Genomic DNA, 24,521 nt, shown 5'->3' on the forward strand with positions numbered 1-24,521 from the left:
TGCCATGGCCGCCCCGCACTCCGCACTCACCGCGCCCGGCTCGGTTAATGCCCTGACCGAGCCCGGGCAGCGCGGTGTCGTGCGGGTGCTGGGCGGCCCCGGAACCGGCAAGACCGAGCTGCTGATCCGCACGGCGGCAACACATATCGCGGCGGGAACCGATCCGGAGTCGGTGCTCCTGCTCACCGGTTCGGCGCGGCTGGGCAGCCGGGTCCGCGGCGCCATCACCTCGGCGCTGCTGGGCGATACCGGCCAGGTCACCCGGGAGCCGCTGGTTCGCACCCTGCACTCCTACGCGTTCGCCGTGCTGCGGCTCGCCGCGCAGCGTGCCGGTGACCCGCCGCCGCGCCTGATCACCAGTGCCGAGCAGGACGGCATCATCCGCGAGCTCCTCGCCGGTGATCTGGAGGATGGCGACGAGGCGAGCGTGGACTGGCCGCCGCACCTGCGGCCGGCGTTGGGCACCGCGGGGTTCGCGACCGAATTGCGGGACCTGTTGGCCCGCTGCACCGAACGCGGCGTCGACCCCGCGGATCTGCGCCGGATCGGCCGCAAGGCCGGCCGTCCGGAGTGGGTGGCGGCGGCTCGGTTCGCGCAGGTCTACGAGCAGGTCATGCTGCTGCGCAGCGCCGTCGGCATGGCGGCCCCGCAGGCGACGGTGCCCGCGCTGGGCGCGGCCGAGCTGGTGGGCGCCGCGCTCGAGGCCTTCGCGGTCGATCCCGCATTGCTGGACGCCGAACGCGCCCGCATCAAGCTGTTGCTCGTCGACGATGCGCAGCACCTCGATCCGCAGGCCGCGCTGCTGGTGCGGGTGCTGGCGGCCGGTGCCCAGCTGACGGTCATCGCCGGTGACCCGAGCCAGACCGTGTTCGGCTACCGCGGCGCCGAGCCGACGCTGCTGTACGGCCCCGATGACCAGCCGCAGGTGGTGCTGACCGAGTCTCACCGGTGCTCGCCCGCAGTGGCCGGAGCGGTCGCGGCCGTCGCGCGGCGGCTGCCCGGCGTGGACGCGTCCCGGGCTCTGACGCCGGCGACGACGGATCAGCTCGGCTCGCTGGCGGTGCGCGTCGCCAGTTCTCCGCATGCCGAATCCGCGTTGATCGCCGACGCCTTGCGGCGCGCGCACCTGGTCGACGGCGTGCCGTGGTCGCAGATGGCCGTCATCGTGCGGTCGGTACCGCGGGCCGGGACAGCGCTGGCCCGGGCCCTGAGCGCCGCCGGGGTTCCGGTGCAGCAGCAGGCCGGCATGGCGCCACCCGCGCAGCATCCGGCGGTGGGCGCGCTGCTCACGGTGCTGGACTGCATCGCCGACCAACTGACCGGTGACCGGGCACTGGCTCTGCTGACCGGCCCCATCGGCCGCGTGGACCCGGTGTCACTGCGCCAGTTGCGGCGCGCGCTGCGCCGCGCCGACGGCAGCGGTCGCGATTTCGGTGACCTGCTCGTCGAGGCGCTGACCGGAAGTACCGAACACTCGCTGTCCGATCAGCTGGCACGGCCCGTGCGGCGCGTCCGCGCGGTTCTCGACGCGGCGCGCCGGTCGGCGACCGCGGGCCAGGATCCGCGTTTCGTGCTGTGGCAGGCCTGGCACGCCAGCGGGTTGTCGCGCCGGTGGCAGGCCGCGGCAGGGCGTCCGGGTGCGGCGGGGGTGGCGGCAAACGCCGATCTGGATGCCGTCACCGCGCTGTTCGACACCGCCGACCAGTACGTCGCTCGCACCGCGGCGGCGTCCCTCGCCGGCTTGATCGACCACGTCCGCGCTCTCTCCTGGGCGGGTTCGGCTCCCGAGCGCGCCGAGGCCGACGAGGTGGCCGTGCTCAGTGCCCATGCTGCGCTGGGGCGGGAGTGGGACTTCGTGGTCATCGCGGGCCTGCAGGAAGGGTTGTGGCCCAACACCGTTCCGCGTGGGGGCGTACTCGGCACCCAGCAGCTCCTCGACATCGTCGACGGGGTGGGTGACGTGCGCGGCATGTCGGCCACGGCGCCGCTGCTGGCCGAGGAACGGCGACTGCTGGTCGCCGCGCTGGGACGGGCCCGCAACCGCGTGCTGGTGACGGCCGTCGACAGCGACAACGGTGACGAGGCGTTGCTGCCGTCGACGTTCTTCGAGGAGCTGGCGGCCCTGGCCGGCGGCACCGACCCCGACGCCGACGAGCTCCCGGTGCATGCGCCCGCCGTGTTGTCGCCGTCGGCATTGGTCGGCAGGTTGCGGTCGGTGGTGTGTGCTCCCGACGGCGCGGTCGAGGAAACCGACCGGCTCTGTGCGGCAGCGCAATTGGCCCGGCTGGCCGAGGCCGGCGTGCCGGGCGCCGACCCGGCGCAGTGGTACGCCAGCACGGCGCTGTCCACTGCCGAGCCGCTGTGGTCGGGCGACGACCACGTCGTCACGGTGTCGCCGTCGACCGTGCAGACCCTGACCGACTGCCCGCTGCGCTGGATGCTGGAGCGCCACGGCGGCAGCGACGGCCGCGATCTGCGGTCGGCGTTGGGCTCGCTGGTGCACGCGCTGGTTGCCGATTCGGGTCGCAGCGAGGCGCAGCTGCGGGGTGAACTCGAAAAGGTCTGGCAGCAGCTGCCTTTCGATTCGAACTGGTATGCCGACAACGAGCTGGAGCGGTACCGCGCCATGCTGGCGACGTTCACGACGTGGCGGCAGGAGACCCGCGGTGAGCTGACCGAGGTCGGTACCGAACTCGAGGTGTCCGGCACGATCGCCGACGAGGGGCTGCAGGTGCAGGTGAAGGGACGTATCGACCGCCTGGAACGGGACCGTGAGGGCCGCCTCGTGGTGGTCGATGTCAAGACCGGCAAGAGCCCCGCCACCAAGGCCGATGCCCAGGAGCACGCCCAGCTCGCGCTGTACCAGCTGGCGATCGCCGAAGGTGTTGTGCCGCATGGTGATCAGCCCGGCGGTGGCCGGCTGGTGTATCCGGCCAAACCTGCCAAGACCGGCGCCACCGAACGCGAACAGGATCCGATGGGGGAGACGGCGCAGGCGCAGTGGCGGCAGCGGGTGACCGACGCCGCCGCGGCGACGGCCGGGCCGCACTTCGTCGCGCGCGTCGGCTCCGGGTGTGCGACGTGCCCGGTGCGGGCCATGTGCCCGGCACAGGGTACGAAGGGGGCATGCCCGTGACGTACAGTCCCGCCGACCTTGCCGAGGCACTCGGGCTGTTCACCCCGACCGACGAGCAGGCGGCGGTCATCGCCGCGCCGCCGGGACCGCTGGTGGTGATCGCGGGGGCCGGTGCCGGGAAAACCGAGACCATGGCGGCGCGCGTGGTGTGGCTGGTGGCCAACGGCTATGCCACGCCGTCACAGGTGCTGGGGTTGACCTTCACCCGCAAGGCCGCCGGACAGTTGCTGCGCCGTGTGCGTACCCGGCTGGCCCGCCTGGCGGGGTCGGGTCTGCTGCCCGGCGTCTCGCTGGCCGACGAGCACGCCACCGTCAGCACCTACCACGCCTTCGCGGGCACCTTGCTGCGCGAGTACGGGCTGCTGCTGCCCATCGAGCCGGCCACCCGGCTGGTCACCGAAACCGAGATGTGGCAGTTGGCTTTTCGGGTGGTGTCCGACTTCCCGGGGCAGCTGCACACCGACAAGTCCCCGGCCGCCGTCACCCAGATGGTGCTGCGCCTGGCCGGCCAGCTGTCCGAGCATCTCGTCGACACCGACGCCGTGCGCGACACGCATCACGAGCTGGAGCGGCTCATTCTCACGCTCCCCGGGGGCCCGGGCCAACGCGGCGGGCCCACCCAGTCGCTGCTGAACCTGCTGGCCACCCAGACCGAGCGGGCCGAGCTGGTGCCGCTGATCGATGCCGTGCACCAGCGCATGGGGGAAGCGCAGGTCATGGACTTCGGCAGCCAGATGTCGGCCGCGGCCCGCCTGGCCGAGCGTTTCCCGCAGGTCGGCGCGCAGCTGCGGGAGCGGTATCGCGTCGTCCTGCTCGACGAATACCAGGACACCGGGCACGCTCAGCGGGTCGCGCTGTCGTCGCTGTTCGGCGGCGGTGTCGACGACGGCCTGGCGCTGACGGCGGTCGGGGATCCCATTCAGTCGATCTACGGCTGGCGCGGCGCGTCGGCGACCAACCTGCCGCGGTTCACCACCGACTTCCGCCTGTCCGACGGTTCGCCGGCCCCGACCCTGGAACTGCGGACCAGTTGGCGCAATCCGCCGCGGGCACTCAAGCTGGCCAACGAGGTCTCCGCCGAGGCGCGGCGCCGCAGCGTGAGCGTGCGCGAATTGCTGCCGCGACCGGGCGCCGAGCCGGGAACCATTCAGTGTGCATTGCTGGATGATGTTGTTGCCGAACGTGATTGGGTGGCCGATCACTTGGCCCGCCGGTACCACGGTGCCGTCGCGGCGGGTGAGCCGGCGCCGACGGCCGCGGTCCTGGTACGCCGCAACGCCGACGCCGCGCCCATCGCCGAGGCGCTGACAGCCCGCGGGGTGCCCGTCGAGGTGGTGGGTCTGGCCGGGCTGCTGGCCATCCCCGAGGTCGCCGACGTCGTCGCGATGCTGCGCCTGGTCGCCGAACCGACTGCCGGGGTCGCCGCGATGCGGGTGCTCACCAGCGCGCGGTGGCGCTTCGGCGCCGCTGACCTGGCCGCGCTCTGGCGCCGCGCCTCGGAACTGGATGCGCCCGACCCGGCGCGGACGTCCGGGTCGCCCGCCGAGCAGGCCGTCGCACAGGTCGCCCCCGACGCCGACCACGCCTGCCTGGCCGACGCGATCAGTGATCCGGGCCCGGCCGACCGCTACTCACCCGAAGGACACCGCCGGCTGCTGGCCCTGGGCGCCGAATTGAGCCAGTTGCGTGCGCACCTGCACCAGCCGCTGCCGGATCTGGTCGCCGAAGTACGTCGGGTCCTGGGTATCGACGCCGAAACCCGCGCGGCCAGTGGGGTTTCCGAGGGCTGGCGCGGCACCGAACATCTCGATGCCTTCGCCGATGTGGTCGCGGGATACGCCGCGCGGCCGGCCGCAGAACCGGACGGCGCAGCATCCATCGCCGGACTGCTGGCGTACCTGACCGCGGCCGCGGAGGTGGAGAACGGGCTGGCCCCGGCACAGGTGACGGTGGCCTCGGACCGCGTGCAGATCCTGACGGTGCACGCGGCCAAGGGCCTGGAATGGCAGATCGTCGCGGTTCCGCACCTGGTTGCCCGGGTGTTCCCGTCGACCGCGTCGCAGCGCACCTGGCTGACCGACGCGGGGGACCTGCCGCCGTTGTTGCGTGGGGACCGTGCCGAGCTGTCCGAACATGGCGTGCCGGTGCTCGACACCTCCGATGTCTACGACCGGAAGATGTTGGCGGACAAGATCGCCGCGCACAAGGCGCTGCTCGATCAGCGGCGCACCGATGAGGAACGCCGGCTGCTCTACGTGGCCCTCACCCGCGCCGAGGACACCCTGCTGTTGTCCGGATATCACTGGGGGACGACGGCCGGGAAACCGGCGGGGCCTTCTGACTTCCTGATCGAGATACGCGACATCATCGAACGGGCAGCGCAGGAGGGCCACCCCTGCGGTGAAATCGAGCAGTGGGCCACGGCACCCGCGGAAAATGCCGTCAACCCGTTGCGGGACAACGTCGTCGAGTGCTCCTGGCCCGTCGACCCGGCTGGTTCCCGGCGCGGGGACGTCGACCGGGGCGCGGCCCTGGTGGCCCAGGCGCTCGCCGCAGGGGCCGAAGACCTCGAGGACCGGCACGGCTGGGCTGCCGACGTGGACGCCCTGCTGGCCGAGCGGGAGCGGGCCCAGGAGCGCGGTCCGCTCGACCTGCCGCCGCAGTTGTCGGTGAGCACATTGGTCGACCTGGGCAGCGACCGGTCGGGTGCACTGCAACGGCTGCAGCGACGGCTGCCCGCCCGGCCGGACCCGCAGGCGCTGCTGGGCACCGCGTTCCACGACTGGGTGCAGCGGTACTTCTCCGCCGAGCGGCTGTTCGACCTCGACGACCTGCCCGGCGCGGTCGACGCCGAGCTGGGGCAGGCCGTCGCCGAGGAACTGGCAGACCTGCAGGCCGCGTTCGCCCTCTCGGAGTGGGCGGCCCGTACCCCGATCGACATCGAGGTGCCGTTCGACATGGTGATCGGTGACCGGGTCATCCGCGGCCGTATCGACGCGGTGTTCGCCGACGCCGACGGTGGCTACACCGTGCTCGACTGGAAAACCGGCGATCCGCCCACCACTCCGGAAACGCTGCGCAACAAGGCCATTCAGCTGGCGGTGTACCGCCTGGCCTGGTCGTCCATCCAGGGCGTACCCGTCGATGCGGTGCGGGCGGTCTTCCACTACGTGCGCGCGGGGCAGACGGTGGCACCCACCGACCTGCCCGGCGCCGACGAGCTGGCGGCGCTAGTTCACCTCGGGTGAGTTGCGGTAGATCTTGAGTGCCTGGGTCACCATCGGCACTTGCAACGGCAGCCGGGCCAGTGCCGCGATGCGGGCCGGCCACCCCTTGGGCCACCACAGCCGCACCATGTTGACGTTCGCCGGGAAGACGCTGAGGAAAAGTGCGACCGCGGCCAGCGCGCCCAGCTTGCGGGTACGGGGCAGGAGCAGCGCGGCGCCGGTGGCGACTTCGCCGACGCCCGACGCGTAGGTGTAGAACCGTCCCGTGCCGGGGAGTTCCGCCGGGACGATGCCGTCGAAAGGCTTCGGTGCGACGAAGTGCAGGGCGCCCATTCCGACGAGCAGCGCGCCCATTCGGTACGCGGGCGCCTGGCTGGGGGTGGTGTTGGCAGTGCTGTTGGCGGCGGTCATGGTTACATAGTGCTGTGCCGAGCCGTCTCGTGGTGAGTCTCCGCCAGATAATGGAGCCGCATGGCTCGCGTTAGGTTGTCGCGGCGCATGGCCGCGATGGAACAGAACCTCACGAGCCGCCAGAACGCGGATCTGGTTGATGTGCTGCAGATTCCGGAAGCGTTCGTCAGTCCCATCCGCCGGATCGTGCGCCGTGTCATCTACGCGCTGCTGGTGCTCGCCGCCGCGGTGCTCGTCGTGTATCTCGACCGCGACGGCTACCGCGACGCCCAGGAGAACGAGATGTCGCTCCTGGACTGCATCTACTACGCGACGGTGTCGCTGTCGACCACCGGCTATGGCGACATCACACCGCTGACACCGAGCGCGCGCCTGGTGAACGTCCTGGTGATCACGCCCATGCGGATCGCGTTCCTGATCGTGCTCATCGGTACGACCGTCGAGACGCTGACCACGCAGTCTCGTCAAGCCTTGAAGATTCAGCGATGGAGGAGCACCGTGCGCAACCACACCATCGTCGTCGGTTACGGGACCAAGGGCCGCACCGCGGTCCAGGCCATGGTCGGTGACGAGGTCGCCCCCGGAGACATCGTCGTCGTCGACGAGAACCCGGCGGCCCTGGACCGGGCGCGTGCCGCCGGACTGGTCACCGTGGTCGGCGACGCCACCAAGTCGGAGGTGCTGCGCCTCGCCGGCGCCCAGCACGCGAAGTCCATCGTCGTCGCGACCGACAAAGACGCCACCGCCGTGCTCGTCACGCTGACCGCGCGCGAGGTGGCGCCCAAGGCCAAGATCGTCGCCTCGGCCCGCGAGGCCGAGAACCAGCACCTGCTACGGCAGTCCGGCGCCGACTCGACGGTCGTGTCCTCGGAGACCGCCGGCCGGCTGCTGGGCATCGCGACCCAGACGCCGAGCGTCGTCGAGATGGTCGAAGACCTGCTCACCCCCGACGCAGGCTTCGCGATCTCCGAGCGCGAGGTCGAGGCCAAGGAGCTCGGCGGTTCGCCGCGGCACTTGACCGACATCGTGCTCGGGGTGGTGCGCGACGGGCAGCTGCTGCGGGTCGACTCGCCTGAGGTCGACGCCCTGGCGGCCGGGGACCGGCTGCTCTACATCCGCAACGCCGAAGTCGAACGGTAAGCCCCGCGATGAGCGATTTCACCCTGCGTAACGTCCCGCTGCTGTCCCGGGTCGGTGCCGACCGGGCCGACACGCTGCGCACCGACGTCGACGCCGCGATCGCCGGCTGGAAGGACGCGCTGCTGCTGCGCGTGGACCGCCGCAATCAGGTGTTGATCTCCGGTGGCCGGGTGGTGCTCGGGCGTGCCGCGGAACTCGGCGACAAGCCCGACGAGCACGCGGTGTTCCTGGGCCGGATGCCCGATGGCCGCCACGTGTGGGGCGTGCGCGCCGCACTGGAGGAGCCGACGGGCGGGACGGACGCGCCGGTCGAGGTCCTCGACCTGCGCCGGGCCGGGCCCATCTTCGACGACATCAGCGCGCAGCTCGTCTCGACGGCGACGGCCCTGCTGAACTGGCATGACAGCGCCCGCTTCAGCGCCATCGACGGCGCGCCCACCAAGCCGATCAAGGGCGGCTGGGCGCGGGTCAACAGCATCGGCGGCCACGAGGAATTCCCGCGCATCGACCCGGCGATCATCTGCCTCGTGCACGACGGGCACGACCGCGCGGTGCTGGCCCGGCAGACCAACTGGCCCGAGCGGCTGTTCTCACTGCTGGCCGGGTTCGTCGAGGCCGGCGAATCGTTCGAGAGCTGCGTGGTACGCGAGATCGCCGAGGAGATCGGTCTGACCGTCACCGACGTCAAGTACCTGGGCAGTCAGCCCTGGCCGTTCCCGCGTTCGCTGATGGTCGGCTTCCACGCCATCGGTGATCCGGAGCAGCCGTTCTCGTTCAACGACGGCGAGATCGCCGAGGCCGACTGGTTCACCCGGGCCGAGGTGCGCGAGGCCCTCGAGCACGGCGACTGGAACAGCACGGCGGACACCCGGCTGCTGCTGCCCGGCTCCATCTCGATCGCCCGGGAGATCATCGAATCCTGGGCGGCCCAGTGATTTGTGCACGAAAATCCGCGGCCAGCGCGGAAAATCGTGCACAAATCCCTAACTCAGCTTGGCTTTGACGTCCTTGATGCTGGGGTTGGTCAGCGTCGAGCCGTCGGGGAACTTCACCGTCGGAACCACGTGGTTGCCGTTGTTGACCGAACCGACGAACTCGGCGGCCGCCGGGTCCTGCTCGATGTCGATCTCGGTGTAGGAGATGCCTTCGGCCTTCAGCGCGGTCTTGAGCCGCTTGCAGTAGCCGCACCAGGTCGTGCTGTACATGATCAGTGCACTCATAACGCACCTCAACGTATCCGATCGCCGCATCATGCCGCCCAGCGGTGCCTCGTGTGTCACACCCGCCTGCCATGATGGAGGCCATGCCAGCCGAGGCCCCGCCGTCCACACTCCTCGAGGACCTCGACGACGAACAGCGTGAGGCCGTCCTCGCGCCCCGCGGCCCGGTGTGCGTGCTGGCCGGTGCCGGCACGGGCAAGACCCGCACCATCACCCGCCGCATCGCGTATCTCGTCGCCGCCGGACACGTCGCGCCGAGTCAGGTGCTGGCCGTGACGTTCACCCAGCGCGCCGCCGGCGAGATGCGCGGCCGCCTCCGCAGCCTGGAACAGGAGATCGACGGTGCGGCCGGCACCGGGGCCGTCCAGGCCATGACGTTCCACGCGGCGGCGCTGCGGCAACTGCGGTACTTCTGGCCGCGGGTCGTCGGGGACACCGGCTGGGAGTTGCTCGACAGCAAGTTCGCGGTGGTCGCGCAGGCGGCCAATCGGGCGGGCATTCAGGCCAGTACCGACGACGTGCGCGACCTGGCCGGTGAGATCGAATGGGCCAAGTCGTCCCTCATCAGTCCCGAGCTGTACCCGGAGCAGGTCGCCAAGATCGAGCGGGACATCCCGTTCGACGCCGCCAAGGTCGCTGCGGTGTATGCCGGGTACGAGGGCCTCAAGGCCCGGCGCGACGGATCGGCGCTGCTGGACTTCGATGACCTGCTGTTGCACACCGCCGCCGCCATCGAGAACGACGCCGCCGTCGCCGGCGAATTCCGCGACCGCTACCGCTGCTTCGTCGTCGACGAGTACCAGGACGTCACCCCGCTGCAGCAGCGGGTGCTCAATGCCTGGGTGGGGGAGCGCGACGATCTGACGGTGGTCGGTGACGCCAACCAGACCATCTACTCGTTCACCGGCGCCACCCCGCAATACCTCCTCGACTTCTCGCGGCGGTTCCCCGATGCGGCGCTGATCCGGCTGGAACGCGACTACCGCAGCACGCCGCAGGTGGTGTCGCTGGCGAACCAGGTGATCTCGGCGGCGTCCGGCCGGATGGCGGCCAGCCGGTTGCAGCTCATCGGTCAGCGCGATCCGGGGCCCAAGCCGGTGTTCCGGGAACATCCCGACGAGGTCGCCGAGGCCAACGCGGTCGCCGCCGCCATCAAGAAGCTCATCCAATCCGGTACTGCCCCTTCGGAAATCGCGGTGCTGTACCGCATCAACGCGCAGTCCGAGGTGTACGAGGAGGCGCTCACCGCGGCCGGGGTGGCGTTCCAGGTGCGCGGGGGTGAGGGCTTCTTCAGCCGCCAGGAGATTCGGCAGTCGTTGCTGGCGCTGCAGCGCGCCGCGGGACACCAGGGTGACGTCGCCGGTGTCGAGCTGCCCCAGTTGGTCCGGGATCTGCTGGAGCCGCTGGGCCTGACGGCCGAGCCGCCGGCGGGTACCAAGGCCCGGGAACGCTGGGATGCGTTGTTGGCCTTGGTCGAATTGGTCGAGCAGGAAGTCGCGGTGCGTCCCAACCTGGACCTGCAGGGCCTGCTCGTCGAGCTGCGTCAGCGCGCCGATTCGCGGCACCCACCGGTGGTGCAGGGTGTCACGCTGGCCTCGCTGCACGCTGCCAAGGGCCTCGAGTGGGATGCGGTGTTCCTGGTCGGTCTGGTCGACGGCACGCTGCCCATCTCGCACGCACTGTCGCACGGCGCGGACAGCGAACCCGTCGAAGAGGAGCGTCGCCTCTTCTACGTCGGAATCACCAGGGCCAGAGTGCATTTGACGATCTCGTGGGCCCTCGCCCGGGCCGCCGGCGGGCGGCAGAGCCGCAAGCCCTCGCGGTTCCTCAACGGGCTGACACCGCAGAGCCGGCGCGAACCCCAACAGCCGCAACGTAAACGGGGTCCGGCGCCGCGCTGCCGGGTCTGCAATGCGGCGTTGACGTCGTCGACCGCGATCCTGTTGCGGCGCTGCGAATCGTGCCCGTCGAACCTCGACGAGGAGCTGCTTGGCCGGCTCAAGGAGTGGCGCCTGCGTACCGCGCAGGAGATGAAGGTGCCCGCCTACGTGGTGTTCACCGACAACACCTTGATCGCGATCGCCGAGGCCCTACCGGCCGACAATGCCGCATTGGTGGCCATTCCCGGCATCGGTGCGCGCAAGCTGGAGCAATACGGGCCGGATGTGCTGGCATTGGTGAACGCGTCCCGTTAGCCCCACTAAATTGCGCCAAACATGGCGCAAATTGCGCCAAAACTGCTGGTCAAAAAATCGCTTGCCTGATTTTGGTGGTAACGTCTAGCCTCGAAGCCGCAACGAAATCCCGCGAATTCGCACCCTGTGAATCCGCAGTCGACCGCTGAGGAGGTGGCCCCGATGATCAGCTTTGATGCGTCCCGTGGCGCTGTCCTCGCTGTCTCTGGTTCCCGTGCGCCGTTGACCGCTGCCGCCTATGAGGCGGTATCGCGCGTCGGCGCTGGTTGGCATCAGATCGTTGACGTTCCCGCCATTCCCGCTGTCGCTGCAGCCGCCGCTATGCCGGCGGCACGTCTCGCGACGGCTGGACATGTCGCCGACATCCCGCAGCGCAAGCGCAACGCCAAGACCTTCGCGTCCGTGAAGCGAGGCACTACTTAGGTAGCGCCCACAGCAGCCAAACCTGGCCACGGACCCGAAACCACCGGATCCGTGGCCAATGTTTTTGGGGCACAACCTCAAAACCACCACCTGGTCACCGATCCATCAGACAGATGAGACGCAAGACGACCAGGAAGTAGGTGATGAGGACATGACTAGCCAGACTTGCCGACAAAGGCTGGCGGTGCCATGTCATGTCGGCGACCCCGATATGTGGTTCGCTGACAACCCCACTCAGCTGGAACAGGCCAAGGCGCTGTGCGCCGACTGCCCGATCCGGCTGCAGTGCCTCAACGAGGCGCTGGAACGTGAAGAGCCGTGGGGTGTTTGGGGTGGGGAGATCCTCGAACGGGGTGCCGTCATCGCACGCAAGCGTCCGCGCGGTCGTCCGCGTAAGGACGTCGTCGCGGCATGACCCCGCAGCCAAACCTCGGGGGGCACCAACCGCGAGCGGCCGTGTCTGCACACCGACACACCGTGTTTGGCGTGCATTACGCGGCCGCTCGCCGGCGCCGAACGGCCGCGTAATCGCCGCTGACTACGGCGTAAAGCCCGGAACCAGTTCCGTGGCAATGGCTTTCACGGGGACGTGGGCGTCCAACTGACAGCAGATCGCCACGGTCGACGCGATCACGCGCAGCGGGATGACCAGATTCCGCGGCATGTCGAGCTGACGGGCCATCTTGATCTGGTTCACGCCGTTGTCCAACTGGCCCGCAGCCATTTTCATGATCCAGCGCCGCGTGTAGTGGAAGACATCGGTCTGGATCGGCTCGACGTACTGCCGCAGCATGTTGTCGACCTCGAAGATCGGGACCTCTTCGCCCGGCTGGATGAACCCGGCTTCCTCCATCACCGGCAGCAGCTTGTCGTAGTTCTTGTCCCGCGCCAGTCTGATCATCTCGCCGATCGCGGTCGGCAGCCCACCTGGCAGCGGCGCCACCGCGCCGAAATCGATGACGCCCATGCGACCGTCGGGCAGCAGCATGAAGTTCCCGGGGTGGGTGTCCCCGTGCATGATCTCCAGGCGCGCCGGCGCGTCGAATGTCAGCTCCGACAGCCGGGTACCCATCAGGTCGCGCTGCTCGACGGTGCCCTCCCGGATGATGACCGACATCGGGATGCCGTCCATCCATTCGGCGATGACGACCTTCGGCGCGCTGGCCACGATCGCCGGCACCTTGAAGTGCGGGTGCCCGGCGTAGGCCTTCGCGAACGCGCGCTGGTTGTCGGCCTCCAGCCGGTAGTCCAGTTCCATCTCGGTGCGGTCGATCAGCTCGTCGACGACGCCCTGGACATCGGCGCCGGGCGCCAGCTGCTTGAAGACGCCGACCAGACGCTGGATGGTCTTCAGGTCGGCACGCAGCGCCTCGTCGGCGCCGGGGTACTGGATTTTGACCGCGACCTCGCGGCCGTCGGACCAGACGGCTTTGTGTACCTGGCCGATGCTGGCCGACGCGACCGGGGTGTCATCGAAGGACTGGAAGCGGTCGCGCCACTTGGTACCCAGCTGCGCATCGAGCACGCGGTGCACCTTGGCGGCCGGCAGGGGCGGGGCTTCGCGCTGCAGCTTGGTCAGCGCCTCGCGGTACGGCTTGCCGTACTGCTCGGGAATCGCCGCCTCCATCACCGACAAGGCCTGGCCGACCTTCATCGCCCCGCCCTTGAGTTCACCCAGCACGGTGAACAGCTGGTTGGCCGCCTTGTCCATCAGTTCGGCGGTCACCTCGTCCTTGGACCTGCCCGCCAGGCGCTTGCCCAAGCCCAGCGCCGCCCGTCCCGCCATGCCGCCGGCCAGACCGGCGAGCTTCGCGTTGCGTGCCACACTGCCCCGTTTGATATCAGCCACATTCACATCATCCATGACGTTGCTGAGTGCACGGCAGCGACATGGCAACGCGTGTTGTCACGACAGTCGATCGCACCAGTCACACAGCGGATGACGCGACCACCGGCGCACCACCGTGGTCCGCGAGCCGATGTCGAATTCGAGGGTGGCATCGAGCGTCGGCGGTGGTTCTGCGCGGGCCCCGCCGCCGCGGATCGCGTCGATCACCCGGTCCACCTGGTTGAGCGCCACCGCCGCGGTGGCCAGTACCGTCGCCCGGTCGGCGCTGCCGACGGTGCCCTCCAATTGGGCGGCCAGCACCGGCCACGACGCGTCGCGGTCGCTGCGGTGGAGGTCGGCACAATTCAGACAACTCGTCGCGCCGGGCAGGACGAGCGGGCCGATCAGCCCGGTGCCGTCCCGGATCCGCACCGGCAGATGCGGGACCCCGGCACGGTGCAGGTCGCGTACCAGGCGGCGGTCGGCGACCAGGAAATCGGACAGCACCACCAGATCGGCGGCATCCCGCGTGACGGCCACGTGGCCGAATCGGCTGGTGCGCACCCGGGTTCCGGAACAGTTCAAGGCGCCGGCCAACAGATCCGAGAGGGGACCGCTGCCGTGGATGCGTACCGACACCGGTCGCCGGCCGGTATCCGGCACCGTCTGCAACAACCCGGCAGAGTTCAGGGCGTCGACCAAGCCGGTCCAGCCGTCGATATCGGTCAGCCCGGCCGCCAGCGCGAGCGCCTGGCTGCTCTCGGCGTCGACGCCGCTCTGCATACCGCGCAGCAGGTCCGCCAGGTCACCGACCGTCAACCCGTCCGGAGGCCGAATGCCGATGGCGCGCCGCGGGTCCCAGCCGAGCTGCACCGTCCCGTCGGGCCGCTGCAACACCGGCATGGCCGGGTTCAACATGCACTGCGCGGCGCCGCGATCCACCCCTGATCTCACCTGCCCAACTGTGCCAACGGCACGCCGATTCGGCGAATCAGTTATCCACAGGCACTCAGCCCTCGGCTGGGTCGTCTCCCGCGTCCTCGTCGGCGGACCGCTTGAGGTCCTTCTCCAGATCGGCCAGCGCCTGGTCCAGATCCGAGGTGTCGCCGCCGAGCGCCTGGTCGATGAAGGCCGCGGGCTCGTCCAGATCGGCGGCGCTGGGCAGCAGATCGGGGTGTTGCCAGACGGCGTCACGCTTGTCGGCGCCGACGGCGTCGGTCAGCTTCTCCCACAGCGTGGCGGCCTCGCGCATCTTGCGCGGCCGCAGTTCCAGGCCCACGAGGGTCGCGAAGGTCTGCTCGGCGGGCCCGCCGGTGGCGCGACGACGACGCAGCGTCTCGCTGAGCGCCGACGTGCCGGGCAGCCGCTCACCGAGTGCGGCGGTGACGACGGTCTGCACCCAGCCCTCGATGAGCGCCAGCAGCGTCTCCAGTCGTTCCAGCGCCGCGGCCTGCTCGGGGGTGGCCTTCGGTTCGAACATGCCCTGGCTCAGCAGCTTCTCCATGGCGCCCGGGTCGCCCATCAGCGACGCCGGGTCCAGGCCGGAGGCCATCTCCTCGAAGCCGCTCATGTCGATCTTCATGCCCTTGGCGAAGGCTTCGACGGCGCTGAGCAGCTGGCTGGCCAGCCACGGCACGTGACTGAACAGCCGGTGGTGGGCAGCCTCGCGCGCCGCGAGGAATGTCAGCACCTCGCTGCGCGGCTGCTCGAGACCTTCGCCGAACGCCTCGACGGCCTCGGGCATCAGTGCGGCGACGCCCGACGGCCCCAGCGGCAGGCCGATGTCGGTGGACGTCAGCACCTCCTTGGACAACGTCCCCAGCGCCTGGCCCAGCTGCGAGCCGAAGGCCATGCCGCCCATCTGCGACATCATCGCCAGCAGCGGTCCGGCCATCGCCTTGGCCTCTTCGGGCAACGCCGACACCCACACCGTCGACAGCTGCTCGGCGACCGGGTCGCACAGCCGCTTCCAGGTGTTGAGGGTGTTGTCCAGCCAGTCGCTCGGCGTCCACGCCACCGCGCGGGTGGTGCCGGCCGGCAGGGGAGTGACGCCGTCGAGCCAGGTCTCGGCGAGCCGCACGGCGTCGGAGATGGCCGTCGCGGTCTGCTCGGGGACCGGCTTGACGAAACCGATCGAGTTCGACGCCAGCTTGCGGGCCAGGTCGTAGTTGACCGGGCCCGCCTGCGGGTTGTTCATCGACGCGCCTGCGCCGCTGAACATCGCGCCGAGCTGCGTGAAGATCTGGCCCAGGTCGGGCATGCCGGCGCCGCCGGGGCCACCGAACGCATTACCGAACCCGAACGGGTCCGACGAGCCACCGGAAGAGCCTGGTCCAGGTTCTTTCTTGGACTTGTCGCGGTCGGGGTCTTCGCCGCTGGAGAAGCCGAAAGGCAGGTCAGCCATACCGTCAACGGTACTGCCCGCATCGCCGGCGGGTGGCTTCGCGGGTCATGCTGTCAGCGAACCGAGCCACGAGCTTTACTGTTGGCGGCGTGAACAGGCGGATTTCTACGCTCGTGGTCGCTCTGGTGCCGATCATCGTGTTCGTCGTACTGGTGTCGGTGGTGACCGTGCCGTTCGTCTCGCTGGGCCCCGGCCCGACGTTCGACACGCTCGGTGAGGTCGACGGCAAAAAGGTCGTCGACATCAAGGGCGACGTCAAGGTGCACCCGACGTCCGGGCACCTCAACATGACGACGGTGTCGCAGAGCGACGGGCTGACGCTGGGCCAGGCGCTGGCGCTGTGGATGTCGGGCCGCGAGCAGCTGGTGCCGCGCGACCTGGTGTACCCGCCGGACAAGTCCAAGGAGCAGGTCGACAAGGCCAACAACGCCGACTTCAAGAACTCCGAGGAAGACGCCGAGTACGCGGCGTTGAGTTACCTGAAGTACCCGAAGGCGGTGACGGTCCAGGCCGTCGCCGATCCCGGGCCCTCGGCCGGTCAGTTGCGCCCCGGCGATGCCATCGATGCGGTCAACGGCATTCCGGTGGCCACCGTCGAAGAGTTCACCGGACTACTGAAGAAAACCAAGCCCGGTGACCACGTCGTGCTCGACTACCGGCGCAAGAACGCCGGGATCGGCGTCACGACCATCACGTTGGGCACCAACAAGGACCGTGACTACGGCTACCTCGGTACGACGGTGCTCAACGCGCCGTGGGCGCCGTTCGTCATCGACTTCAACCTCGCCAACATCGGTGGCCCGTCGGCCGGTCTGATGTTCAGCCTCGCCGTCGTCGACAAGCTGACCGACGGAAACCTGAACGGCGGCAAGTTCGTTGCGGGTACCGGCACCATCGGCGATGACGGCAAGGTGGGCCCGATCGGCGGCATCACGCACAAGATGCTGGCCGCCCGCGAGGCCGGCGCGACGGTGTTCATGGTGCCCGCGGAGAACTGCGCCGAAGCGGTCTCGGCCCACCTGGACGGACTCGGGCTGATCAAGGTCGAGAACCTCAGTGGTGCCGTCGACGCGCTGCACGCCGTGTCCGCTGGTGGCGAACCTCCCCGCTGCTGAACTCGCGATCACCCCTGGTTGCGTAGAGTCGTAGGTCAAGCTGGCCTTTTCAGATTTCATACAGACTTTTCAACAGACTGGAGCTGACGAGTGGGGATGCGGCCTGCGGCGAGGATGCCGAAGCTGACGCGACGAAGCCGAATCCTGGTCGGGATCGCGCTGCTGATCGTCGGTTTGTTGATGGTCGGCCCGCGACTGGTCGACGCCTACGTGGACTGGCTGTGGTTCGGTGAGGTCGGCTTCCGTTCGGTGTTCAGCACCGTCCTGGTGACGCGCCTGGTGGTCTTCCTGGTGGCCGGCGTCTTCATCGGCGCCGTGTCGTTCGGGGGAATGGCACTGGCGTACCGGTCCCGGCCGGTGTTCGTGCCGGCGTCCGGACCCAATGACCCGGTGGCCCGCTACCGCGCCACCGTCCTGTCGCGACTGCGGTTGTTCGCCATTGGTGTCCCGGCGTTCATCGGGCTGCTGGGCGGCTTCGTGGCGCAGACCTACTGGGTGCGGGTGCAGCTGTTCCTGCACGGCGGCTCGTTCGGCATCACCGATCCCGAATTCGGCAAGGATCTGGGCTTCTACGCGTTCGACCTGCCGTTCTACCGGCTGGTGCTCGGCTACCTGTTCGTCGGCGTCTTCCTGATGTTGGTCGGGAACCTGTTGGGCCACTACGTGTTCGGCGGCATCCGATTGTCGGGCCGCCAGGGCGCGCTCAGCCGTGCGGCGCGCATGCAGCTGGTGTCGCTGGTGGGAATCCTGGTGCTGCTCAAGGCCGTTGCCTACTGGTTCGACCGGTACGAGCTGCTCAGCCACACCCGGGCCGGCAAGCCGTTCACCGGCGCCGGCTACACCGACATCAACGCGGTGCTGCCGGCGAAGCTGATCCTGCTGGCGATCGCGGTGATCTGCGCGGTGGCTGTGTTCTCGGCACTGGTGCTGCGGGACTTGCGGATCCCGGCGATCGGCTTGGTCCTGCTGCTGCTGAGCTCGGTGATCGTCGGGGCCGGCTGGCCCATGCTGGTCGAGCAGTTCAGCGTCAAACCCAATGCGGCGCAGAAGGAACGTGACTACATCAGTCGCAGTATCACGGCGACGCGCGACGCGTACGGGTTGACCGGCGATTCGGTGACCTACCGTGACTACAGCGGCAACGCGCCCGCCACCGCCGAGCAGGTGGCGGCCGACCGGGCCACGACGTCGAACATCCGGCTGCTCGACCCGACCATCGTCGGACCGGCCTTCACGCAGTTCCAGCAGGGCAAGAACTTCTACAGCTTCCCGGACCAGCTGTCCATCGACCGCTACAACGGGCCCGACGGCAAGCTGCGCGACTTCGTCGTCGCGGCACGGGAATTGAACCCGGACCGGCTGATCGACAACCAGCGCGACTGGATCAACAAGCACTCGGTCTACACCCACGGCAACGGCTTCATCGCCTCGCCCGCCAACACGGTGCGCGGTATCGCCAACGATCCCAACCAGAACGGCGGCTACCCGGAGTTCCTGGCCAGCGTGGTCGGCGCCAACGGCGCGGCCGTGTCGCCCGGTCCGGCACCGCTGGATCAGCCGCGCATCTACTTCGGCCCGGTGATCGCCAGCGCGCCATCGGATTACGCCATCGTCGGCAAGAACGGCGCCGACCGCGAGTACGACTACGAGACCAACACCGAGACGAAGAACTACACCTACGGTGGTACCGGTGGTGTGGACATCGGCAACTGGCTGGCCCGGTCGGTCTTCGCCGCCAAGTTCGCCGAGCGGAACTTCTTGTTCTCCAGCGTCATCGGGCCGAACAGCAAGATTCTGTTCAACCGTGACCCGGCCCATCGGGTCGAGGCGGTGGCGCCGTGGCTGACCACCGACTCGACGGTCTACCCGGCGATCGTCAACAAGCGCATGGTGTGGATCGTCGACGGCTACACCACCCTGGACAACTACCCGTACTCGGAGCTGACGTCGCTGTCGAGTGCGACCGCCGACTCGAATGAGGTTGCGGTCAACCGGATGTTGCCGGACAAGCAGGTCTCCTACATTCGCAACTCGGTGAAGGCCACCGTCGACGCCTACGACGGCACCGTCACGCTGTACGAGCAGGACGAGCACGACCCGGTGCTGCAGGCGTGGATGAAGGTGTTCCCGGACACCGTGAAGCCGAAGTCGGCCATCAGCAAGGAACTCGCCGAGCACCTGCGCTACCCGGAGGACCTGTTCAAGGTCCAGCGCATGCTGCTGGCCAAGTACCACGTCAACGACCCGGTGACGTTCTTCTCCACGTCGGATTTCTGGGACGTGCCGCTCGATCCCAACCCGACGGCGAGCAGCTTCCAGCCGCCGTACTACATCGTCGCGAAAGACCTTGCCACGGGCGGTGATTCGTCGTCGTTCCAGCTGACCACGGCGATGAACCGGTTCCGGCGGGACTTCCTGGCGGCGTACATCAGCGCCAGCTCCGATCCGGCCACGTACGGCAAGATCACCGTGCTGACCATCCCGGGTCAGGTGAACGGTCCCAAGCTGGCGTTCAACGCGATCAGCACCGACACCGCGGTCAGCCAGGATCTCGGCGTCATCGGCCGGGACAACCAGAACCGGATCCGGTGGGGCAACCTCTTGACGCTGCCCGTCGGGCAGGGCGGGTTGCTCTATGTCGCACCGGTTTACGCCTCGCCGGGTGCCAGTGATGCGGCGTCGTCGTACCCGCGACTGATCCGCGTGGCGATGATGTACAACGACAAGGTCGGCTACGGCCCGACGGTCCGTGACGCCCTCAACGGCATCTTCGGGCCCGGCGCCGGCGCCACCGCGACCGGTCCGGCCCCGACCGATGTGCCGGCCGGCACGCCGCCCCCTGCGGCCGTTCCCGGCGCCGTCCAACCGCCCGCCGCGGGACCGCCGCCCCCGCCGGTAGCGGTGCAATCACCTGGCGTGCCGCTCACGCTGTCGCCCGCGAAAGCGGCTGCCCTGCAAGATGTCAACGCGGCCCTCGACGGCATGCGTGCGGCCCAGCAGAGCGGCAATTTCGCCCAGTACGGCGCCGCGCTGCAGAAGCTCGACGACGCCATGGCCAAGTACCGCGACGCCAAGTAGTCCGGACGAGTCACAGAACTGCCCAACTCCTTCTGGGGTTGGGCAGTTTTGCATCTGGTGGATGTTCGGTGGGCAGTCCAAAAACCCTGTCTGACCATACGATTTGGTTCATTCGGCAGCGTTGGGTAACGTTGTATTCACCGACGCGGGGTGGAGCAGCTCGGTAGCTCGCTGGGCTCATAACCCAGAGGTCGCAGGTTCGAATCCTGTCCCCGCTACTAGCGAGAAGGCCCCCGGAGAACTCTCCGGGGGCCTTCTTCACGTCCAGGTGAATCGGGGCGTCCAGCAGGAGTCTGGGGTCGTCGGAATAGTGCATCGCGAGCCCTGGTTTTGCATTCCGTGGACTCAGTCGCGGGAGATGCAGCCTGGTTCGGCCCCAACGCCCCCGGGTATGCCTGGAAATCAGTTGCCGACGTCGACCCGGTCGAAATCTTCCCAGGCATCACGGCCCGGCTGCTGTGGCAAGGCGAAGACGGCGCCAAGGCGGCGGTGACGACCATCGCCCCCGGTGCGGTATGGGGTGACGAGGACCACCACAGTCCAGGGCCAGAGGAGGTGTACGTCGTCTCCGGTGTGTTCAACGACGGCGTAAACGACTATCCCGCAGGGACTTTCCTGCACGCACCGGCGGGATCATGGCACGTTCCACAGTCGGCGTCGGGTTGTGTGTTGTTTCTCTTCTACCCGCAGGGTTAGCCGCGCCCGCAAAGCCGGCAGCTGGGCAATCCCCGAAAGTCACTGCGCCGCACGGCCACAGCATCAGCCGGCGAGCTCGATCGTCCCGCCTGGGATCGCGTCGATCAACATCCGGGTGTAGTCCGACGTCGGGTTCTCGTACACCTGGTCGGTGGGCCCGGAATCCACCACCTCGCCGCGCGACATCACGATCACGTTGTGGGCGATCTCCTTCACGACCGCCAGATCGTGGGTGATGAACAGGTAGCTCAGGCCGAGCTCGTTCTGCAGATCGCGCAGGAGCGTCAGGATCTGTGCCTGCACAAGCACGTCCAACGCCGACACCGCCTCGTCGCACACCACCACCTCGGGGTTGAGGGCGAGCGCGCGGGCGATCGCGACGCGCTGCCGCTGACCACCGGACAGCTCGTTGGGGAAGCGCTGCATGACCGACTGCGGCAGCGCGACCAGGTCCAGCAGCTCCTTCACACGGGCGGTGCGGGAGGACCTGTCTCCGATGCCATGGATGTTCAGCGGCTCGGCGATCGCCCGGTAGATGGAGTACATCGGATCCAGTGACCCGTACGGGTTCTGGAATACCGGCTGTACCCGGCGGCGGAACTCCTTCGCGTCGGCGCCGCGCAGCGATGTGACGTCCTTACCGTCGAAATGCACTGTGCCCGAGGTCGCCTCCAACAGTCCCAGCACCATGCGCGCCACCGTCGACTTCCCCGAGCCGGACTCGCCGACCACCGCGGTGGTCGTCCCGCGTCGCAGCGTGAAACTGACATCGTTCACGGCGCGAAAGGTCGAGCCGCCGCGGAACGGGACGGCACCGCGGATCGGGAAGTCTTTGATCAAGTTGGTCGCGACCAGCACGTCCTGAGGGCCGGACGACACGTCCAGGCTGGATTCGGTGCCGGTGACCTTCGGCTGCAGCGCCTGGTCGCCCACGAGCTCGCCGTCGGTGCGCCGCGCGGCCAAGGAGGGCGCCGCGCGCACCAGCCGCTTGGTGTACTCGTGGTGGGGGTCCTGCAGGATTTGCAGGGCGGGTCCCGACTCGACCACCCGCCCCTTGTACATGACGACCAGGTGGCTGGCGCGTTCCGCGGCCAGGCCGAGATCGTGCGTGATGAGTAGGACCGCGGTGCCGAGCTCGGTGGTCAACTCCTCGAGATGGTCCAGAATCTGCCGTTGCACCGTCACGTCCAGGGCCGAGGTCGGCTCGTCGGCGATCAGCAGCTTCGGCCGGCAGGCGAGTCCGATCGCGATCAGCGCCCGCTGGCGCATGCCGCCCGAGTACTCATGCGGGAACTGATTGACCCGTTTGTCGGCGTCGCGCATGCCGGCCTCGCTGAGCAGCGCGATGGCGCGTTTGCGCGCGTCACCCCGCTTCGCCGCGCCATTGGCCTGCAGGGTTTCGCGGATCTGAAATCCGACGCGCCACACCGGGTTCAGGTTGGTGTTGGGGTCCTGCGGGACCAGCCCGACGCCGCTGCCCCGGATCTTCTCGAAGTCGCGGCGCGACGTGGTGGCCAGGTCCTGGCCGTCGAACAGAATCTGACCGCCGGTCACCTTGCCGGTCCCCGGCAACAGGCCCAGCACTGCGGCGGCCGTGGTCGATTTACCCGACCCGGACTCGCCGACGATGGCCACGGTCTGCCCCGGGTAGACGGTGAGGCTCGCGCCTCGCACCGCGGGCACCGACTTGCCCTGCGCGCGGAAATCGACCTGCAGGTCGCGGATGTCGAGTAGGGGCGCGGCGCCCTCGTTCGGCGTCTCGGTCATCAGCGGGTCCTCGCCTTCGGGTCCAGCGCGTCGCGCAGCACGTCACCGAGCATCATGAAGGTGAGGACGGTGATCGCCAGCGCCGCCGCGGGGTAGAACAGGATTGGCGTGCCCTCGCGGAGCAATTGCTGCCCGGCCGCGATGTCGATGCCCCACGACACTGCCGTGGACGGTAATCCGATCCCGAGATACGACAGGGTCGCCTCGGTGACGATGAAGATGCCCAGCGAGATGGTGCCGACGACGATCACCGGGCCCAGCGCGTTGGGTATGACGTGGGTGAACAGGGTGCGCACCCGGGACGCGCCCAGCGACCGCGACGCGGTGATGAACTCCTCGTTGCGGACCGCGATCGCGGCGGACCGGGCGATGCGCGCGATCTGCGGCCAGCTGAAGATCGCGAGCACGATCACCACGGTGAACACGGTGCGAGAACTGATCATCTGCATCGTGACCACCGCCGCGAGGATCAGCGGGATGCCGAAGAAGATGTCCGACAGCCGCGCGATCACCGAGTCGATCCAGCCACCGAAGAACCCCGCGACGGCGCCGAGCAGGCCGCCGATCAGGACCACGACGATCGTGGTCAGCACGCCCACCGCCACCGAGGCACGGGCGCCGTAGATCGTGCGGGTGTAGATGTCGTAGCCCTGCCGGTCGGTCCCGAACCAGTGCTCGGCGCTGGGCGGGAGTAGTGACTGCTCGAGCGAACCGTAATGCGGGTCCTGGCTGGTGAACAGTCCCGGGAAGAGCACGACGACCACGATCATCGCCAGCAGGAGCATCGAGACGATGAACTCCGGCTTGGTGCGCAGCTCCCGCCACGCGGACTTCCAGAAGCCGGCGGGATGCACGTCGGCGTCGACCGCGTCGATCGCGGCGACGCTGACCACGTCCGGGCCCGCGACGAAACGCTCCTGGCCGGGGTAGCGGGTGGGTTGCGTCTGGGGCTCAGGCATAGCGGATCCTCGGGTCGAGGGCGGCGTAGAGCAGGTCGACCACCACGTTGGACGCCAGGTAGATGAGCACGAGCACGGTGACGAAGGACACGACGGTCGACGACTCGCCCCGGATCACCGCCTGATAGATGGTTCCGCCCACTCCGGGAATGTTGAAGATTCCTTCCGTCACGATCGCGCCGCCCATCAGCACACCGAGGTCGGCGCCGAGAAAGGTCACCACCGGGATCAGCGAGTTGCGCAGGACGTGCACCAGGATCACCCGCGGACGGGACAGCCCCTTCGCCGTCGCCGTCCGCACGTAGTCCGCCGAGAGGTTCTCCGCGACCGACGAGCGGGTCAGCCGGACAACGTAGGCGAACGACACCGCGCCGAGCACGAATCCGGGCAGCAGCAGGTGATAGACGTCGAGATGGCCGCCGACGGTGACGGGGAAGAGTTGCCAGCGCACACCGAACAGGTACTGCGCCGCAAAGCCGATCACGAAGATCGGGACGGCGACGATGAGGAGCGTCACGATCAGGATCGTGGTGTCGAACCACTTTCCCTTGTTCAAACCCGCAAGCACGCCGAACGTCACACCGAACACCGCCTCGACGGCGAGCGCGATGAGCGCGAGATCGACGGTGACGGGGAAGGCCCGTTTCATCACGTCGAACACCGGCTGGCCCGAGAAGGAGGTGCCGAAGTCCAATCGGAACACCCCGCTGATGTAGTGCCAGTACTGCGAGTAGAACGGCTGGTCCAGGTGGTACTGCGCGCGCAGCGTCGCGATCAGCGCGGGCGACATGGGCTTACCGCCGCCCAGCGCGGAGATCGGGTCGGCGGGCAGTAGGAAGACGAGCGCATAGATCAGGAAGGTGGCGCCGAAGAACACGATCACCACCTGCCCGAGCCGGCTCAATCCGTATCTCAGCATCGG

The 24,521-nt window shown here is 68.7% G+C and carries 18 protein-coding genes and 1 tRNA gene; 11 read left to right on the forward strand and 8 right to left on the reverse strand.

The genetic code is table 11. From position 1 onward, the window contains the following. Positions 1-4 precede the first annotated feature (4 nt). Both ACJH7A_RS03255 and ACJH7A_RS03260 read left to right on the forward strand, forming a co-directional pair. Positions 5-3,136, forward strand: coding sequence for an ATP-dependent helicase (locus ACJH7A_RS03255; protein WP_406774151.1), 3,132 nt, complete (start codon positions 5-7; stop codon positions 3,134-3,136). Next, complete coding sequence (locus ACJH7A_RS03260) at positions 3,127-6,384, forward strand: ATP-dependent helicase (RefSeq protein WP_406801419.1); 3,258 nt, start codon at positions 3,127-3,129, stop codon at positions 6,382-6,384. The genes ACJH7A_RS03255 and ACJH7A_RS03260 overlap by 10 nt, the downstream gene beginning before the upstream one ends. Here the strand turns inward: ACJH7A_RS03260 and ACJH7A_RS03265 are convergent. Then, positions 6,367-6,774 (reverse strand): hypothetical protein, encoded by a 408-nt coding sequence (locus ACJH7A_RS03265; protein ID WP_406801420.1) that lies wholly within the window; start codon positions 6,772-6,774, stop codon positions 6,367-6,369. The genes ACJH7A_RS03260 and ACJH7A_RS03265 overlap by 18 nt on opposite strands. Positions 6,775-6,834: 60 nt before the next feature. Between ACJH7A_RS03265 and ACJH7A_RS03270 the strand changes: the two genes are divergently transcribed. Both ACJH7A_RS03270 and nudC read left to right on the forward strand, forming a co-directional pair. Continuing rightward, positions 6,835-7,914, forward strand: coding sequence for a TrkA family potassium uptake protein (locus ACJH7A_RS03270; RefSeq protein WP_212806550.1), 1,080 nt, complete (start codon positions 6,835-6,837; stop codon positions 7,912-7,914). A gap of 8 nt (positions 7,915-7,922) precedes the next feature. Continuing rightward, positions 7,923-8,849 carry an NAD(+) diphosphatase gene (nudC, locus tag ACJH7A_RS03275; protein ID WP_212806549.1) on the forward strand — a complete coding sequence of 309 codons (927 nt, stop codon included), beginning with the start codon at positions 7,923-7,925 and terminating at the stop codon, positions 8,847-8,849. 48 nt (positions 8,850-8,897) lie between these two features. Here the strand turns inward: nudC and mrx1 are convergent, their stop codons facing one another. Further along, the gene (mrx1, locus tag ACJH7A_RS03280) at positions 8,898-9,134 is read right to left on the reverse strand and encodes a mycoredoxin (RefSeq protein ID WP_212806548.1); all 237 of its coding nucleotides are present in this window, start codon (positions 9,132-9,134) and stop codon (positions 8,898-8,900) included. Between the two features lie 83 nt (positions 9,135-9,217). On the opposite strand from mrx1, the gene ACJH7A_RS03285 reads away from it, so the two are divergent. From ACJH7A_RS03285 to ACJH7A_RS03295, 3 genes are all read left to right on the forward strand, one after another. Continuing rightward, a complete protein-coding gene (locus ACJH7A_RS03285; protein ID WP_406801421.1) occupies positions 9,218-11,329 on the forward strand; it encodes an ATP-dependent DNA helicase UvrD2 in 2,112 nt (703 codons plus the stop codon). A 162-nt stretch (positions 11,330-11,491) separates the two neighbouring features. After that, positions 11,492-11,752 (forward strand): hypothetical protein, encoded by a 261-nt coding sequence (locus ACJH7A_RS03290; RefSeq protein ID WP_318984132.1) that lies wholly within the window; start codon positions 11,492-11,494, stop codon positions 11,750-11,752. A 151-nt stretch (positions 11,753-11,903) separates the two neighbouring features. Continuing rightward, positions 11,904-12,167 carry a WhiB family transcriptional regulator gene (locus ACJH7A_RS03295; protein WP_029105582.1) on the forward strand — a complete coding sequence of 88 codons (264 nt, stop codon included), beginning with the start codon at positions 11,904-11,906 and terminating at the stop codon, positions 12,165-12,167. Positions 12,168-12,290: 123 nt separating this feature from the next. Here the strand turns inward: ACJH7A_RS03295 and ACJH7A_RS03300 are convergent, their stop codons facing one another. The 3 genes from ACJH7A_RS03300 to ACJH7A_RS03310 all read right to left on the reverse strand — a co-directional run bounded on the left by ACJH7A_RS03300 (position 12,291) and on the right by ACJH7A_RS03310 (position 15,984). Then, entirely contained in the window at positions 12,291-13,616 is a 1,326-nt protein-coding gene (locus ACJH7A_RS03300) for an ABC1 kinase family protein (protein ID WP_406801422.1), read from the reverse strand. Between the two features lie 42 nt (positions 13,617-13,658). Continuing rightward, positions 13,659-14,498 (reverse strand): TOMM precursor leader peptide-binding protein, encoded by an 840-nt coding sequence (locus ACJH7A_RS03305; RefSeq protein WP_406801442.1) that lies wholly within the window; start codon positions 14,496-14,498, stop codon positions 13,659-13,661. A gap of 91 nt (positions 14,499-14,589) precedes the next feature. Continuing rightward, entirely contained in the window at positions 14,590-15,984 is a 1,395-nt protein-coding gene (locus ACJH7A_RS03310; RefSeq protein WP_406801423.1) for a zinc-dependent metalloprotease, read from the reverse strand. Positions 15,985-16,073: 89 nt separating this feature from the next. On the opposite strand from ACJH7A_RS03310, the gene ACJH7A_RS03315 reads away from it, so the two are divergent. The 4 genes from ACJH7A_RS03315 to ACJH7A_RS03330 all read left to right on the forward strand — a co-directional run bounded on the left by ACJH7A_RS03315 (position 16,074) and on the right by ACJH7A_RS03330 (position 20,873). Then, positions 16,074-17,099: a PDZ domain-containing protein gene (locus tag ACJH7A_RS03315; protein WP_318984135.1), complete on the forward strand. Its 1,026-nt coding sequence runs from the start codon at positions 16,074-16,076 to the stop codon at positions 17,097-17,099. Between the two features lie 90 nt (positions 17,100-17,189). Continuing rightward, complete coding sequence (locus ACJH7A_RS03320; protein WP_406801424.1) at positions 17,190-20,177, forward strand: UPF0182 family protein; 2,988 nt, start codon at positions 17,190-17,192, stop codon at positions 20,175-20,177. A 144-nt stretch (positions 20,178-20,321) separates the two neighbouring features. After that, positions 20,322-20,395, forward strand: a tRNA-Met gene (locus ACJH7A_RS03325). Between the two features lie 121 nt (positions 20,396-20,516). Further along, positions 20,517-20,873 (forward strand): cupin domain-containing protein, encoded by a 357-nt coding sequence (locus ACJH7A_RS03330; protein ID WP_406801425.1) that lies wholly within the window; start codon positions 20,517-20,519, stop codon positions 20,871-20,873. Positions 20,874-20,936: 63 nt separating this feature from the next. On the opposite strand, the gene ACJH7A_RS03335 is transcribed toward ACJH7A_RS03330, so the two are convergent. Genes ACJH7A_RS03335 through ACJH7A_RS03345 form a run of 3 tightly spaced genes read right to left on the reverse strand, consistent with a single transcriptional unit; the run spans position 20,937 to position 24,518 of the window. After that, positions 20,937-22,640, reverse strand: a complete 1,704-nt coding sequence (locus ACJH7A_RS03335; protein WP_406801426.1) for a dipeptide ABC transporter ATP-binding protein — start codon at positions 22,638-22,640, stop codon at positions 20,937-20,939. Next, positions 22,640-23,599 (reverse strand): ABC transporter permease, encoded by a 960-nt coding sequence (locus ACJH7A_RS03340; protein WP_406801427.1) that lies wholly within the window; start codon positions 23,597-23,599, stop codon positions 22,640-22,642. The genes ACJH7A_RS03335 and ACJH7A_RS03340 overlap by 1 nt, the downstream gene beginning before the upstream one ends. After that, entirely contained in the window at positions 23,592-24,518 is a 927-nt protein-coding gene (locus ACJH7A_RS03345) for an ABC transporter permease (RefSeq protein WP_318984138.1), read from the reverse strand. The genes ACJH7A_RS03340 and ACJH7A_RS03345 overlap by 8 nt, the downstream gene beginning before the upstream one ends. Positions 24,519-24,521: the final 3 nt, after the last annotated feature.

The sequence above is a fragment of the Mycobacterium sp. SMC-17 genome (genome assembly GCF_045310915.1).
GTDB lineage: Bacteria > Actinomycetota > Actinomycetes > Mycobacteriales > Mycobacteriaceae > Mycobacterium.